At 71.9% G+C, this 13,222-nt stretch carries 17 protein-coding genes; 9 read left to right on the forward strand and 8 right to left on the reverse strand.

Features of this window, described 5'->3' with window-relative positions; genetic code table 11:
- Positions 1-63 precede the first annotated feature (63 nt).
- The 3 genes from aat to ACFW16_RS25490 are packed head-to-tail and all read left to right on the forward strand — an operon-like array spanning position 64 to position 2,085.
- Positions 64-714, forward strand: a complete 651-nt coding sequence (gene aat / locus ACFW16_RS25480) for a leucyl/phenylalanyl-tRNA--protein transferase (RefSeq protein ID WP_380310340.1) — start codon at positions 64-66, stop codon at positions 712-714.
- Positions 711-1,625 (forward strand): GNAT family N-acetyltransferase, encoded by a 915-nt coding sequence (locus ACFW16_RS25485; protein ID WP_380310342.1) that lies wholly within the window; start codon positions 711-713, stop codon positions 1,623-1,625. The genes aat and ACFW16_RS25485 overlap by 4 nt, the downstream gene beginning before the upstream one ends.
- Before the next feature lie 58 nt (positions 1,626-1,683).
- A complete protein-coding gene (locus tag ACFW16_RS25490) occupies positions 1,684-2,085 on the forward strand; it encodes an MAPEG family protein (RefSeq protein WP_380310344.1) in 402 nt (133 codons plus the stop codon).
- On the opposite strand, the gene ACFW16_RS25495 is transcribed toward ACFW16_RS25490, so the two are convergent.
- The 4 genes from ACFW16_RS25495 to ACFW16_RS25510 all read right to left on the reverse strand — a co-directional run bounded on the left by ACFW16_RS25495 (position 2,051) and on the right by ACFW16_RS25510 (position 4,547).
- A complete protein-coding gene (locus ACFW16_RS25495; protein WP_380310346.1) occupies positions 2,051-2,548 on the reverse strand; it encodes a DUF2155 domain-containing protein in 498 nt (165 codons plus the stop codon). The two genes, ACFW16_RS25490 and ACFW16_RS25495, sit on opposite strands and share 35 nt — an antisense overlap.
- A gap of 8 nt (positions 2,549-2,556) precedes the next feature.
- Positions 2,557-3,105, reverse strand: a complete 549-nt coding sequence (mlaD, locus tag ACFW16_RS25500) for an outer membrane lipid asymmetry maintenance protein MlaD (RefSeq protein ID WP_380310348.1) — start codon at positions 3,103-3,105, stop codon at positions 2,557-2,559.
- Between the two features lie 24 nt (positions 3,106-3,129).
- On the reverse strand, positions 3,130-3,516 hold the full coding sequence (locus tag ACFW16_RS25505) for an NADH:ubiquinone oxidoreductase subunit NDUFA12 (RefSeq protein ID WP_380310350.1): 387 nt from the start codon (positions 3,514-3,516) through the stop codon (positions 3,130-3,132).
- Positions 3,517-3,626: 110 nt separating this feature from the next.
- Entirely contained in the window at positions 3,627-4,547 is a 921-nt protein-coding gene (locus ACFW16_RS25510) for a DMT family transporter (RefSeq protein WP_380310352.1), read from the reverse strand.
- Between the two features lie 105 nt (positions 4,548-4,652).
- On the opposite strand from ACFW16_RS25510, the gene ACFW16_RS25515 reads away from it, so the two are divergent.
- On the forward strand, positions 4,653-5,525 hold the full coding sequence (locus ACFW16_RS25515) for a LysR family transcriptional regulator (protein ID WP_380310354.1): 873 nt from the start codon (positions 4,653-4,655) through the stop codon (positions 5,523-5,525).
- Positions 5,526-5,821: 296 nt separating this feature from the next.
- Entirely contained in the window at positions 5,822-6,055 is a 234-nt protein-coding gene (locus ACFW16_RS25520; RefSeq protein ID WP_380310356.1) for a DUF1127 domain-containing protein, read from the forward strand.
- Between the two features lie 105 nt (positions 6,056-6,160).
- Here the strand turns inward: ACFW16_RS25520 and ACFW16_RS25525 are convergent, their stop codons facing one another.
- Positions 6,161-6,637 carry a winged helix-turn-helix transcriptional regulator gene (locus ACFW16_RS25525; RefSeq protein WP_380310358.1) on the reverse strand — a complete coding sequence of 159 codons (477 nt, stop codon included), beginning with the start codon at positions 6,635-6,637 and terminating at the stop codon, positions 6,161-6,163.
- A gap of 147 nt (positions 6,638-6,784) precedes the next feature.
- Here ACFW16_RS25525 and ACFW16_RS25530 point away from each other — a divergent pair, with 147 nt between their 5' ends.
- Complete coding sequence (locus tag ACFW16_RS25530; protein ID WP_380310360.1) at positions 6,785-7,402, forward strand: FMN-dependent NADH-azoreductase; 618 nt, start codon at positions 6,785-6,787, stop codon at positions 7,400-7,402.
- Here ACFW16_RS25530 and ACFW16_RS25535 read toward each other — a convergent pair.
- Positions 7,383-8,678, reverse strand: a complete 1,296-nt coding sequence (locus ACFW16_RS25535) for a protein-L-isoaspartate O-methyltransferase (protein ID WP_380310362.1) — start codon at positions 8,676-8,678, stop codon at positions 7,383-7,385. The genes ACFW16_RS25530 and ACFW16_RS25535 overlap by 20 nt on opposite strands.
- A 115-nt stretch (positions 8,679-8,793) precedes the next feature.
- Between ACFW16_RS25535 and ACFW16_RS25540 the strand changes: the two genes are divergently transcribed.
- The 3 genes from ACFW16_RS25540 (at position 8,794) to ACFW16_RS25550 (ending at position 10,771) form a co-directional block, all read left to right on the forward strand.
- Positions 8,794-9,360 (forward strand): RNA polymerase sigma factor, encoded by a 567-nt coding sequence (locus ACFW16_RS25540; RefSeq protein ID WP_380310364.1) that lies wholly within the window; start codon positions 8,794-8,796, stop codon positions 9,358-9,360.
- A complete protein-coding gene (locus ACFW16_RS25545; protein WP_380310366.1) occupies positions 9,357-9,590 on the forward strand; it encodes a hypothetical protein in 234 nt (77 codons plus the stop codon). Before ACFW16_RS25540 ends, ACFW16_RS25545 begins: the two co-directional genes overlap by 4 nt.
- A 134-nt stretch (positions 9,591-9,724) precedes the next feature.
- A complete protein-coding gene (locus ACFW16_RS25550; protein WP_380310368.1) occupies positions 9,725-10,771 on the forward strand; it encodes an aldo/keto reductase in 1,047 nt (348 codons plus the stop codon).
- 105 nt (positions 10,772-10,876) lie between these two features.
- Here the strand turns inward: ACFW16_RS25550 and ssuD are convergent, their stop codons facing one another.
- Together ssuD and ACFW16_RS25560 are read right to left on the reverse strand one after the other, a co-directional pair.
- Positions 10,877-12,034 carry an FMNH2-dependent alkanesulfonate monooxygenase gene (gene ssuD, locus ACFW16_RS25555; protein ID WP_380310370.1) on the reverse strand — a complete coding sequence of 386 codons (1,158 nt, stop codon included), beginning with the start codon at positions 12,032-12,034 and terminating at the stop codon, positions 10,877-10,879.
- A 13-nt stretch (positions 12,035-12,047) separates the two neighbouring features.
- Positions 12,048-13,001, reverse strand: a complete 954-nt coding sequence (locus ACFW16_RS25560) for an aliphatic sulfonate ABC transporter substrate-binding protein (protein WP_380310372.1) — start codon at positions 12,999-13,001, stop codon at positions 12,048-12,050.
- Between the last annotated feature and the right edge of the window lie 221 nt (positions 13,002-13,222).

The following is a 13,222-nucleotide window of genomic DNA, read 5'->3' on the forward strand; positions in this document are numbered from 1 at the left end:
CTATCGACGGGACATGAGGTTCGCGCCGCACCATATCCCTGGGATCACACTCCGGTCCCGGCCATGACCCGCGTCACGCCCCAGCTGCTGCTGCGCGCCTATGCCGCCGGGCTGTTCCCGATGGCGGAATCGGCCGACAGCCCCGAGTTGCACTGGTTCGACCCGCCGCGCCGGGGCATCCTGCCGCTCGATGGCATGCATGTGCCGCGCCGGCTGGCCCGCACGGTCAAGGCGGGCCGCTTCGAGGTCACCGCCGACCAGGCCTTCCACGCGGTGATCGCCGGCTGCGCCACGCCCTCGCCGGACCGGCCGAACACCTGGATCAACGACGAGATCGTCGCCCTCTACACCGCGCTGCACCGGGCCGGCTTCGCCCACAGCGTCGAATGCTGGGACGGCGACACGCTGGTGGGCGGCCTCTACGGCGTCGCCCTGGGCGGCGCCTATTTCGGCGAAAGCATGTTCAGCCGTGCCACCGATGCCAGCAAGGTGGCGCTGGTCCATCTCGTCGCCCGGCTGCGCGCCGCCGGCTTCGCCCTGCTCGACACCCAGTTCGTGACCGACCACCTGGCCCGCTTCGGCACCATCGAGATCGAGCGCGCCGAGTATCGCCGCCGCCTGGACGCCGCCCTGGCGCTGCGGCCGGACTGGACCGGCGCCGACCCGGAGCCGGAGCTGGCCCTGCTGCTGCACCGACAGCCGGAGGAGCGATGACCGCCCTGCCCCTGCGCCGCCGGCCGGTGCCGGACGGCCCGATCGACGACGCGCTGATCGGCTTCATCGAGGCGCATCCGGTGCCGACCACGCCGTTCGAGCCGCGCTGGGGCCTGTCGCGCCTGGTGCTGGGCCCCGGCAGCATCATCGACATGGTCGACGCCGAGGGACGGCGGGTCGCCGTCGCCGCCGTGGTGGATGCCACGACCAACGGCCGCAACGCGGCCATCCTGGTGCCGCTCTGCCTCCTGCCCGGCTGCGATGAGGACGCGCTCGCCGCCTTCCTGCTGGCGGAGGCCGAGGCGGTCACGGCCGCCGGCCCCCGCCGCCGGCTCGAGGTCGGCACGGAGGACGTGTTCGCCGGCCGCGCCGCCGAGCTGCAGGCCCGCGGCTATCGCGAGGCCTACCGCATGCATGTGATGCGCCGGCCGCTGGATGCGCCCCCGCCGCCGGTGCCGCCGCTGCCGGAAGGCCTGCGCTGGTCGCCGCCGACCGAGGAGACGATGCGCAGCCAGCACGAGGCCGTCTGCCGTGCCATGACGCCGGTGCCCGGCGCCAGCATCGCGGATTTCGAAAGCTTCGCCGCCCGCGCCCGGGCGATGCCCGACCAGCACGGCCTGATCCTGCACGGCGACGCCGTCGCCGGCTTCCTGCGCGTGCATCCGCCCAAGATCGCCGGCGGCGAGGGCGACGTCGCCCTGATCGGGCGCCATCCGGACCATCGCGGCGGCGGGCTGGGCGACATCCTGGTGGCCGAGAGCCTGCGCCGCCTGCACGCCGCCGGAGCCGGCATCGCGGTGCTGGAGGTCGCGGCGGTGAACGACGCCGCCCTGGCCCTCTATCGCCGCCACGGCTTCACCGTGACCGAGACCATCCCGGTCTACGCCAAGGATGTTCCGGCCGCCGGATAGCGCTTCTCCGGCAGGAGGGCGGCGGCGACAATGCATCCGATACGCCGGAGTCGCCGCGATGACCTTCGCCCTCTGGATGGTCCTGGCGGCCATCCTGCTGCCCTATCTGACCGTGATGCCGGCCAAGGTGGCGTCGCGGATCGACAACCACGCCCCGCGCCGGGACATGGAGCGGATGACCGGCTGGCAGCAGCGGCTGGACTGGGCGCATCGCAACCATTTCGAGACGTTCCCGGCCTTCGCCGCGGCGGTGATCATCGCCCAGATGCGCGGCGCGCCGCAGGACTGGGCCGACCTGCTGGCCGGCCTCTTCATCCTGGCCCGCCTCGCCTATACCGGAGCCTATGCCGCCGACCGGCCGAGCCTGCGCTCGAACATCTGGTCGCTCGGCTTCCTCTGCGTGCTCGGCCTGTTCGCGATCGCCGCTATTGGCGGCCCGGCGGCAGCGCCGGCGGGATGATCTTCATCTCCGGCAGCGGCAGCGGCGAGGCGTCCGGCACGTTCTCGTCGACCTCCTGCTGCGCCGCGGCGGCGGCCGGCGAGGTGTCGGTGCAGCTGACCACCCAGATGTCGTAAACCGGGTGGTCGAGCGCCGAGACGCCGGGCGAGGAGGCGAACATCCAGCCGCTGAACACCGTCGCCGCCGGCTTGCTCGGCGGGGTGTCGGTGATCTCGAGGAACGCCGCGCTCTCCGGCGGTTCCTCGGGCGGCGCCTTCCGGCAGGCGCGGACGGTGATGCCGAGCGTGCCGAACTGCACCGTCTCGCCGACCTTGGCCTCGAGCGGCTGGGTCCGCGCCGTGATCTTGTCGAGGCCGCGCAGCTCGGCGATCGGCTGGTCGATCGTGGCCGCGGCCCGCGCCGCGCCCGGAAGAGCCGCGACGACGAGCACCGCGAGCGCGGGAAGCACGAGAAGGCTGCGCATGGTCCGGATCAATTCCCCAACATGCTGCCGGGCTTGCCCTGCTGCGGCGCCTGCCCTTGGGCCGGCGCGCCGGCGGCCCCGCCCGCGCTGCCCCTGTCGCCGAGCTGGCCGATGCTGAAGATCACCTGGCCGAGCAGCTGCTCCAGGCTCGGATTCGACTGGGTGTATTCGATGGTGTCGCCATCCTTCAGCCAGCCGTTCGGGTCGTCCGGCCGGCCGCCGGGGCTGAGCGAGAGGCTGCGGCCGCCGAGCAGGCCGTCGCTGCTGATCGCCGCGGCGGTGTCCTGCGACAGCTTGACCGACGGGTCGATCGACAGCTGGACGTCCGCCAGATAGCTCTCGGGGTTCAGGGTCACGCTGGTGACAGTGCCGACCTTGACGCCGCCGATCCGCACATCGGTGCCGGCGTTGACGCCGTCGGCCTGGTTGAACTGGGCCTTGAGCGTATAGCCCGAGGTCGAGCTGAGATTGGCGCTGGTATAGGCGAATCCCAGGAAGACCAGGGCGACGGCCAGCACGACCGCACCCATGACCGTCTCGATGACGTTCCTGTGCATCGCTATTCCCTCAAGCCGGCCGGATCACGCCGGCGTCCAGGGCTCGTAGTCGCCGGTCGCCTTGGCGCGGTGGCTGCCGCGCAGCGGATGGCCGGGCGGCAGATAGGCGTGGCCGGTGCCGGTCGGGTTGGCCTCGGGCGGCTGCTGCCAGGGGCGGCGGAACGGGCTTGTGTCGCCCGGCGGCTCCTTGAAGGTGTGGTGCAGCCAGCCGTGCCATTCCGGCGGCACGCGCGTCGCCTCGGACTTGCCGCCGTCGAACACCACCCAGCGCTTCTCGCGGCCACCCGGGGCGACCTTGCTGCTGCGATAGTAGCGGTTGCCGAGCGCGTCCTTGCCGACCAGCTGGCCACGCCGCCAGGTGACGAAACGGAGATAGGTGCGGAGCCCGAATTCGGTCAGATCGAAAGCCATGGAATCCCAAGGACATGCCGAGTGACGGCCCCCGGCCGCCGAACGGCGCGGACTATGGCATCGCCGGCCGCGTCCGTCCAGTGCGCGCGCCGCCGCGCCCCTGGGCATTTTCAAGGCAGACGGGCGGGACCGGGCGAAGCGGTGGCGGAGGCCGCCGCCCGCCTGCCGTCCGTTGCCGCCAGCCCGATCCCCGCCGTGACCGCGGCCAGGCCCGCCAGCAGCGGCAGGCCGAGCGGCTCGTCGAGCGCCAGCGTGCCGAACAACGCCGCCACCACCGGGTTGACGGCGACCGAGATCGCCACCCGGGTCGGTGTGGTGCGGCCGAGGGCGAAGGCCCAGAGGAAGAAGGTGACGGCGCCGCCGACCACGCCGAGATAGGCCACGACGGCCCAGCCCGCCGGATCCAGGGCCGGCAGCGCCGCCGGCCGGGTCGACAGCGCCAGCACCGCCAGGCCGCAGCTGCCCGCGGCCATGCCGAGCGCGCTGAAGGACAGGGCGGAGGACCGCCGGACGAAGGGCCGCGACCAGACATTGTAGAGCGCGGCGCACCCCGTGGCCCCGACCATCAGCAGGTCGCCCAGCCAGACCCTTGGCGGCGCCTCGGCCAGGCCAGCGCCGAGCGCCAGCGCCACCCCCGCCATCGCCAGCAGCACGCCGGCCGCCTTGCGCGGGGTCAGCCGCTCCACCCCCAGCGCCGCGCCGAGGGCCAGGGTCAGCAGCGGCTGGGTCGACAGGGCCAGCGCCCCGCGCGCCGCGGTGGTGTGGGCCAGCGCGGCGTTGAACAGGAACGGAAAGGCGGCGAAGAACAGCAGGCCGAGCAGCGCCACCGCCGGCAGGTCGCGCCGCGGCGGCCAGGGCGAGCGCAGCACCAGCACCACCGGCAGCAGCAGGATGCAGCCGATGCCGAAGCGGTACACGCCCAGCGTCGCCGGGTCCAGGGCGCCCATCAGATAGCGCGTCGCCACCACCGAGATGCCGCCGAGCGTGCTCGACGCCAGCGCCGCCGCCACACCGAGTCCTTCGCGCGCCATTCGCCGCCCTCCTTTGCTCCGTGGGCGCAGGATAGGAAGGGCGGTCTACTTCACGGAAACGCATAACCATGATCTTCTGAATCACGAATCATGATGGAGCGGCGGATGCTCGACCCGGACCTGCTGCGCGCCTTCGTCGCCGTCGCCGACCACGGCTCCTTCACCCGCGGCGCCGCGGCGCTGAACCGGACCCAGTCGGCGGTCAGCATGCAGATCCAGCGGCTGGAGGGCGCGATCGGCGCCGCGGTGCTGGACCGCAGCCGCCGCGGCCTGCGCCTGACCCCGGCCGGGGAGGTGCTGCTGGGCTATGCCCGCCGCATCCTGTCGGTCTCGGCCGAGGCGATGGGCCGGCTGCGCGACCTGCAGGTCGAGGGCACGGTGCGGCTCGGCGTCATGGAGGATTACGGCACCCGGCTGGTCCCGCCGCTCCTGGCCGGCTTCGCCGCCGCCCATCCGCGCATCCAGATCGAGATGGTGACCGGACTGACGACGCCGATGCTGCCGCGGCTGGGCGAACGCTTCGACCTGGTGCTGGCGATGCATGCGGCGGGCGACGGCGGCGGCACCTTCCTGCGGCGCGAAAAGGCGGTGTGGGCTGCCGGCCGGGACGTGGCCGCCCCCGGACTGGTCGGCCAGCGCGCGCCCCTGCCACTCGCCCTCTATCCGCAGGGCTGCCTGTTCCGGGCCTGGGCGATGGCGTCGCTCGACGCCGCCGGCCGGCCCTGGCGCCTGGCCTTCGTCAGCCACAGCCTGGCGGCGGTGACCGCGATCGCCGCCCAGGGCCTCGCCGTCACCGTGGTCAAGGCCGGGCTGCTGCCGCCGGAGCTGCGCCCGTTGGGCGAGCGCGACGCCCTGCCGCCGCTGCCCATGGCCGATATCCGCCTTCACCGCGCCCCCGGCCTGCCGCCCGCCGGCGAGCTTCTGGCCCGCCATCTGGCAGATGGCTTGGCCCTGCTGGATCGCGCGATCAGCGTGTGATGGTAATCACACTTATCATAACCTTTCGCCCATCCCCGAAGCAGCGTCCGCCCAATCGGGTTGCACTGCAGCGAGGCGTCTTATGGCGGAATTGCGGCGAATCCGGCCCATCAAGGCGGAAGCTGGGCAGAGACGGCGCCTAAATGTCAGGCAATGCAGGCGATGCATTGCTGCGGTGCGAGAAGCAGGGGTGGATGCATGGCTAAGGTAAGCGCATATATCGGCTCGTGCAAAGCAACGCACACCGCGCCGCGAACCTCTCGCTGGACGCGGCACGTGAAGAAGGAAATGCTGAAGTGAACCTGATCAACAAGCTTGTCGCCGCCTGGGACCGTCGTCGCGCCTATGCTGCCCTGATGCAGCTCGATGACCGCCTGCTGGCCGATATCGGCATGAACCGCGGCACCATCATGGAGCGCCTGGCGCGCGCCACCCGCGACACCCGCGTCGCCCCGGCCAATGTCGCCGTGCTGCGCCCGGCCGTGGCCGCTGCCGCGAACGAAGATTCGGTCATCCGTCGCGCCGCGTGATCGGCACGACCGGAGGCACCCGGTCCGCTTCCTCCCCCGGAGCCGGGTCGCGAAAACCCCGCCGAGCGTAAGCCGGCGGGGTTTTCTCTTGCCTGCGCTCCGGACTTAACGGCCGTTCCGCCCCTCCGTGCCGAAATCGGAGAGGGACGTCGATCTCGGCCGCACCAAGGCAGGCACCTTCCTCGGCGGATGCGGCACCTCGGCGCCCGGCTTCTCCGCGTCGAATGCCTGCCGCGACCGCTCGATCGCCGCGTTGTGCTCGGTCGCCCAGGCGAACAGGGCCTTGAGCGGCTCGATCAGGGTCCGGCCGCGGTCGGTCAGCGCGTAGTCCACCCGCGGCGGGATCGTCGGGAACACGGTGCGGGTCACCAGCCCGTCCCGTTCCAGCCCCCGCAGGGTCAGCGTCAGCATACGCTGCGAGATGCCGCCGATGGTCCGGCGCAGCTCGTTGAAGCGCATCGGCCCGTCCGACAGCAGGGCGACCACCATCACCGTCCATTTGTCGCCGACCCGGGCCAGCACGTCGCTGACCGCCCGGCACTGGTCGTGCCCGTCACGCACATCGCTGTTGCTCGGTTCCAAAAATGTGCCTCCTTGCGCGGTCCTCGGGCGGTCATCAATTTAGCCCCAGTCACTAAATGTGACTACCCCGAGGTCCGATCAACCCCGGGGCTTCCCATCGGCCGGCCGGCCCATCCCCCTGCCCTCGACCATGAGGACCCGTTCCCGATGAGCCGAATCCTGTTCGTCACCTCCAGCCCGCGCGGCGCCGCCTCGCTGTCGACCAAGGTCGCCACTGCCCTGGTCGACCGGCTGCAGGCGCAGTCCGCGGGCGTCGTCGTCCGCCGCGACCTGGCCGCGCAGCCGCTGCCCCATATCGGCGAGGATTTCGTGGCCGCCCAGGCGCTGCCGGCCGAAGCCCGCAGCCCGGCGCAGCAGGCGGCGCTGGCCCTGGCCGACGCGCTGGCACAGGAGCTGTTCGCCGCCGACACCATCGTCATCGCCTCGGCGATGATCAATTTCGGCCTCGCCTCGACGCTGAAGAGCTGGTTCGACCATCTGATGCGCGCCGGCGTCACCTTCCGCTACGACGAGACCGGCGCACACGGGCTGGTCACCGGCAAGAAGGCCTATCTGGTCGTGGCCCGCGGCGCCGTCTATTCCGACGGCCCCTACAAGCCCATGGACTTCCAGGAGCCGTATCTGCGTGCGCTGCTCGGCTTCATCGGCCTGACCGATATCGAGGCGATCGCGGTCGAGGGCGTCAACTATGGCCCGGACGTGGCCGGGAAGGCCGTGGCTGGCGCCCTGGACAAGGTCTCGACGATCACGGCCCGGGCGGCCTGATCCCGGTTTCGGGGCCGGCCGGGCGCGGCCGGTCCCGGACCGCCTTCTGCCGCCCCACCCGCGGCGGCGGGGCCGCGCCGGCCAAGCGCCACACCAGGGCGCTGACGCCGCGCTTCTCCACCCAGAGGCCTGGCCCCGGCCGCGGCGCCTGCTCGGTTCGCACCACCTCCAGCTCGAAGGCAGCCGGGCCGGGCATGCCGAGCGCCGTCCAGCGCCGATAGGCGGCGTCGAGCCGCCGCGGCGCCTCGGGCGAGCCATATCCGAGCAGCATCCCGGGCCGGCAGATCGCGACGGATCGCGCCGCCGTGTCGACCAGGCCGAAGGGCGAGGCCGACAACTCCTCGCCTTCCCCATCGTCGAAGACGGCGAAGCCGGGTTCGGTCTGGCCGAGGAACAGGCGGAAGGCATAGGCCGCGGCGCCGAAGCGGGCCGGATCCCGGGCGCCGAGCGACAGGGTGCGATACAAGGCCGGTGTCGCGCCGATCCCGGGCCAGAACGGCAGCTCGCCGAGCCGCCGGCGTTCCGCCCCCCGCTCCTGCCCGGGACCGACGAAGCGGACGACGGCGCCGGGGACCGCTTCAAGCGCCCGAAACCGGCCGTCCTCCCGGCGCAGCACCGCCACGTGGCAGTCGCGGCCGCCGCCGCCCGCCAGCGCGATCGGCAGCAGGAGACGGCCGCCCTCGGCGACCTGATCGAACAACGCCGTCGGCAGGTCCCAGACCGCGGCCATGATCACGGCGCGGTCATAGGGCGCCCCAGCGTCGTTGCCGACGGCACCGTCGCCTTCGACGATCGCCACATTGGCGATGCCGAGCGCCGCGAGGTCGGCCTGGCTGCGCCGGGCGAGATCGCCCAGGATCTCCACCCCGACCACGCTGCCGTCGCCGACCAGCCGGCCCATCACCGCGGCGAGCCAGCCCGAGCCGGAGCCGATCTCGATCACCCTGTGCCCCGCCTCCAGCCCCAGCCGGTGCAGCAGCCACAGCACGTAGCTGGGCTGCGAGTTGGTCGATTCGAGCGCAGCATCGTCGGCCCCGACATGAATCTGAACGCGATCGCTGTAGACGGCGGCGAGATGGCGCTGCGGCTCGGCGTCGAAATCCCCGACTGGGCCGTCCCGATCCGCCCGGAAGCGATGCACGAAGCGATGCCGCGGCGTCCCCCGCACCGCTTCGCGGAATCGCTCCGGCAGACCCTCGGCTTCGCCGCGGCGGCGAAACGCCGTGTCGAGCATGCCGAGAAAGCGGGTGATGTGCTCTTCGATCTCCGGCTCCATGATCCCTCCGTCGGACAGCCTGCCGGGGAATGCGCAGCAACCGTCCTGCCGCGGACCGGCAAAATTTTTCGCGGCCCCTGTCCGCGCCCGGCCCTGCCACGCGCATAGTGGCCGGATGCAGGACACCTCGCCCCTCAAGCCGTGGATCGCGCTCCAGGCCGTCGGCCGGACCGAGCAGGACCTCCGGCGCGCGCTCGCGGCGCTGTCCGAGCCGGATCTGCTGCGGCTGCAGGCGATCGCGCGGCTGCGCTGCCGCGGCCTGCCGGGGCTGGACTGGCAGGAGCTGCTGCACGAGGCCGTCCTGCGCGCCCTCGACGGGTCCCGCCCCTGGCCGCGCGACGTGCCGCTGATCGCCTTCCTGGCCGGCATCATGCGCAGCCTGCGCAGCGATCATTGGCGCCGCCAGCGGGTTGCGGCGGCGGCACTGTCGGCACAGGCGACGGAGGTTGCCGACCAGGTACCGGATCCGGAGCGCATCGCCGCCGCCAGCCAGGCCCTGGCGGCGATCGACCGGCTGTTCGCCGACGATCCGGCGGCGCTGGCCGTCGTCCTGGGCCTGAGCCAGGGCCTGTCGGCCGGGGAGATCCGGCGGCGCACGGGCCTGTCCGAGACCGACTACGATTCCACGCGCAAGAGGATGAGGCGGGCGCTGCTGCGCCACGGCCTCAAAGGCTCGCCATGACGCACCGACCCGACCGCGCGCTCGAACGCCTGCTGGACGCGCTGGAGGCCGAGCTCGCCGCCGCTCCGGAGGACGAGGTCCGGCAGGCCGCCGCCGAGGCCCGGAGCAAGGTCTCCTCCACCGCCTGGGACGTCCGCCGCGTGATCCGGCGCGCCGAGGCGACCGCGTCCCCGGCCGCCCCCGCCGCCCCTGTTCCGCGGCCCTGCCTGCCACCGCCGCGCTGGCACTGACCGGCCGCGTTCAAGCGTCCGCCGGTTGCGAAGTTCACAGGCCTGACCCGCGACCGAAGGCGGTCTGGCCGACGGGGGCCAAGCTGCTAGCCTGGGGTCGCACACCACGAAACCGTCACCAACGGAGAGACCGCATGGAATACCGTCAGCTCGGCGGATCCGGCCTCAAGGTTCCCGTGCTCAGCTTCGGCACCGCCACCTTCGGCGGCAGCAACGAGTTCTTCCAGCGCTGGGGCAGCACCGACGTCGCCCAGGCCTCGCGGCTGGTCGATCTGTGCCTGGAGGCCGGGGTCAATTTCTTCGACACCGCCGACGTCTACAGCCAGGGCGCGTCGGAGGAGATCCTGGGCCAGGCCCTGAAGGGCCGGCGCGACCAGGTGCTGATCTCGACCAAGGCCACGTTCGGCATGGGGCCGGGCCCGAACGACAAGGGCTCGTCGCGCTACCACCTGATCCGCGCCTGCGAGGCCAGCCTGAAGCGGCTGGGCACCGACCATATCGACCTCTACTTCATGCACGGCTTCGACGCGCTGGCGCCGGTCGACGAGACGCTGCGCGCGCTCGACGACCTGACCCGCAGCGGCAAGATCGGCTATATCGGCGCCTCCAACTTCTCCGGCTGGCACCTGATGAAGGCGCTGGCGACGTCCGAGAGATACGGCCTCGCCCGCTACGCCGCCTATCAGGGCTACTACTCGCTGGTCGGCCGCGACTACGAGTGGGAGCTGATGCCGCTCGGCCTCGACCAGAAGGTCGGGCTGATGGTGTGGAGCCCGCTGGGCTGGGGCCGCCTGACCGGCAAGATCCGGCGCGGCCAGCCGGCCGGGGCGGGCCGCATCGCCTCCGGCGGCAGCGCGGGGGGGCCGGTGGTCGACGACGAATACCTGTACGACGTGGTCGACGCGCTCGACCGGGTGGCGCAGGAGACCGGCAAGACCATCCCGCAGGTGGCGCTGAACTGGCTGCTGCAGCGGCCGACCGTCGCCAACATCGTGGTCGGCGCCCGCAACGAGGAGCAGCTGAAGCAGAATCTCGGCGCCGTCGGCTGGAACCTGACGCCGGAGCAGGTGGCGCTGCTGGACGACGCCAGCCACCGCACCCCGGCCTATCCCTACTGGCACCAGACCGGCTTCGACGAGCGCAACCCGAAGCCGACCCCCTGGGTGAAGCGGGAGGGGTAGAGCCTCACGTCGTAGGTTGGGTTCGCCCCGGCGAACCCAACACCGGCTCGATCGTCACGATGTTGGGTTCGCGTGCCGCGAACCCAACCTACGGCCGGCCGAGCCTCACGACACCGCGGTCAGCTTCGGCCTGCCGGCGCCGGTGCCGAACTCGCCGGGATGCAGCTCGTGCGCCCCAGCCTTCTCGACGCCGATGCCGAGCGCCGGGAACAGCAGCTCGGCGACGTTGTAGGCCTCTTCGAGATGCGGGTAGCCGGAGGCGATGATCGTCTCGATGCCCAGCGCCTGATACTCGCGCAGCCGCGCCGCCACGGTCTCCGGGTCGCCGACCAGAGCCGTGCCGGCGCCGCGGCGGACCAGGCCGATGCCGGCCCAGAGGTTGGGGCCGACCAGCAGCTTGTCCCGCCTCCCGCCATGCAGCGCCGTCATCCGCTGCTGCCCGACCGAATCCGAACCCTCGGCCAGCTTCTTCTGGGCCTCGGCGATGGCGTCGTCGGAGACGTCGCGGATCAGCCGCTCCGCCACCCGCCACGCCTCCTCCTCCGTCTCGCGCACGATCAGGTGGATGCGCAGGCCGAAGCGCAGGGTGCGGCCGCGGGCCGCCGCGCGCGCCCTCGCCGCTTCGATCTTCTGCGCCACCTGTTCCAGCGGCTCGCCCCAGGTCAGGTAGGTCTCGACCTGGTCGGCGGCGAGGTCGAGCGCCGCATCGGAGGAGCCACCGAACCACAGCGGCGGATGCGGCCGCTGCACCGGCGGGAAGGACAGCTTGCCGCCCTTCACCTTCAGGAAGTCGCCGTCGAAATCCACCGTCTCGCCGGCCAGCAGGCGGCGCCAGATGGTCAGGAACTCCGCCGCCTGGGCGTAGCGGGTGTCGTGGTCGAGAAAGACGCCGTCGCCGGCCAGCTCGGCGGGGTCGCCGCCGACCACGACGTTGAGCAGCAGCCGGCCATTGCTGATCCGGTCCAAGGCCGCAGCCTGGCGGGCGAAGAAGGCGGGCGTCGCCACGCCGGGGCGCAGCGCCACCAGGAAGCGCAGCCGCTCGGTCGCCGTCGCCAGCGCCGTCGCGGTGATCCACGCGTCCTCGCAGCCGCGGCCGGTGGGCAGCAGCACGCCGGTGTATCCGAGCCGGTCGACCGCGGTGGCGATCTCGCGCAGATAGCGGAACTCGGCCGGGCGGTGCCGGTCCTGGGTGCCGAGATAGGGGCCGTCGCCGCTGGTCGGGATGAACCAGAACAGGTCGAGCGGCTTGCGGGTGTCGGACATGGGGGAATCCCTGCTAGGTGCCGGTCCAGACGATGTCGCGGATCGCGATCGGCGCCGGGATCAGCCCGAGCGCGGCGAAGCGGTCGGCGATGGTCTGCTGCTGGGCCGCGATCTCCTCGGTCAGCGGGCCGATCCGGAAGGTGGCGCGGTCGACCGCGCGCTGCTCCGCCGCCAGGCTGATGCCGGTCTCGTCGGCGAACAGCTGCGCCACCTCGGCGTGGTGGGAATCGGCCCAGGCGCCGACCTCGGCCAGCGCCGCGACCAGGCTGCGCAGCGCGGCGGGATGAGCGGTGGCGAAGGCCCTGGAGGCGAGGAAGAAGGAGTTCTGCGGCTCGACATCGGCCGAGGTCGCCAGCACCCGTGCCCCCTCCTCCAGCTCGGCGATCGCGTAATAGGGATCCCAGATCGACCAGGCGTCCAGGCTGCCGCCGGCGAAGGCGGCGCGGGCGTCGGCCGGGGCCAGGTAGACGGGGGTGATGTCCTGCCAGCCGAGCCCCGCCTTCTGCAGCGCCCCGACCAGGAAGTTGTGGGCGCTGGAGCCCTTGCCGACGCCGACGCGTAGCCCCTTCACATCGGCGACGGACTTCGCCGCAGATCCCTTCGGCACCACCAGGGCCACGCCCTTCCCCTCGGTCGGCTGGGCCGCGGCATAGACCAGCTCGGCCTGCGCCGCCTGGGCGAAGATCGGCGGCGTGTCGCCGGTGGCGCCGAAATCGATGCTGCCGGCGTTCAGCGCCTCCAGCAGTGGCGGGCCGAAGGCGAACTCGACCCATTCGACCGCGATGCCCTGTGGCGCGAAATGCTGCTCCAGCGACTTGCGGGTCTTGGCCACCAGCAGGATGCCGTTCTTCTGGTAGCCGATGCGGATGGCCTTCGGCGCCTCCTCCGCCCTGGCCGGGCGCCCGGCCAGCGGCGCGGCCGCCGCGAGGGCAAGGGTGGTCGACAGCAGGGTACGGCGGGAGAGCATGTCCGATCCTCCGGGATGGGGCGGACAATCTCTCAGTCGATTATGGAGTAGGTCAATACGATTCTCGCATTTCTCTGTATTTTACGAATTAAATAACCAATTTCAAAAGTATTATCCGTAGGTTGGGTTCGCGATAGCGAACCCAACACCGTGCAGCCCGAACCAGCGTTGGGGTGGGCGTGTCGCACCCCCGGGGAGTAAAAAAAAAAACCAACCCACCA

Origin of the sequence: Inquilinus sp. NPDC058860 (assembly GCF_042743185.1) — a bacterium.
Lineage (GTDB): Bacteria > Pseudomonadota > Alphaproteobacteria > DSM-16000 > Inquilinaceae > Inquilinus.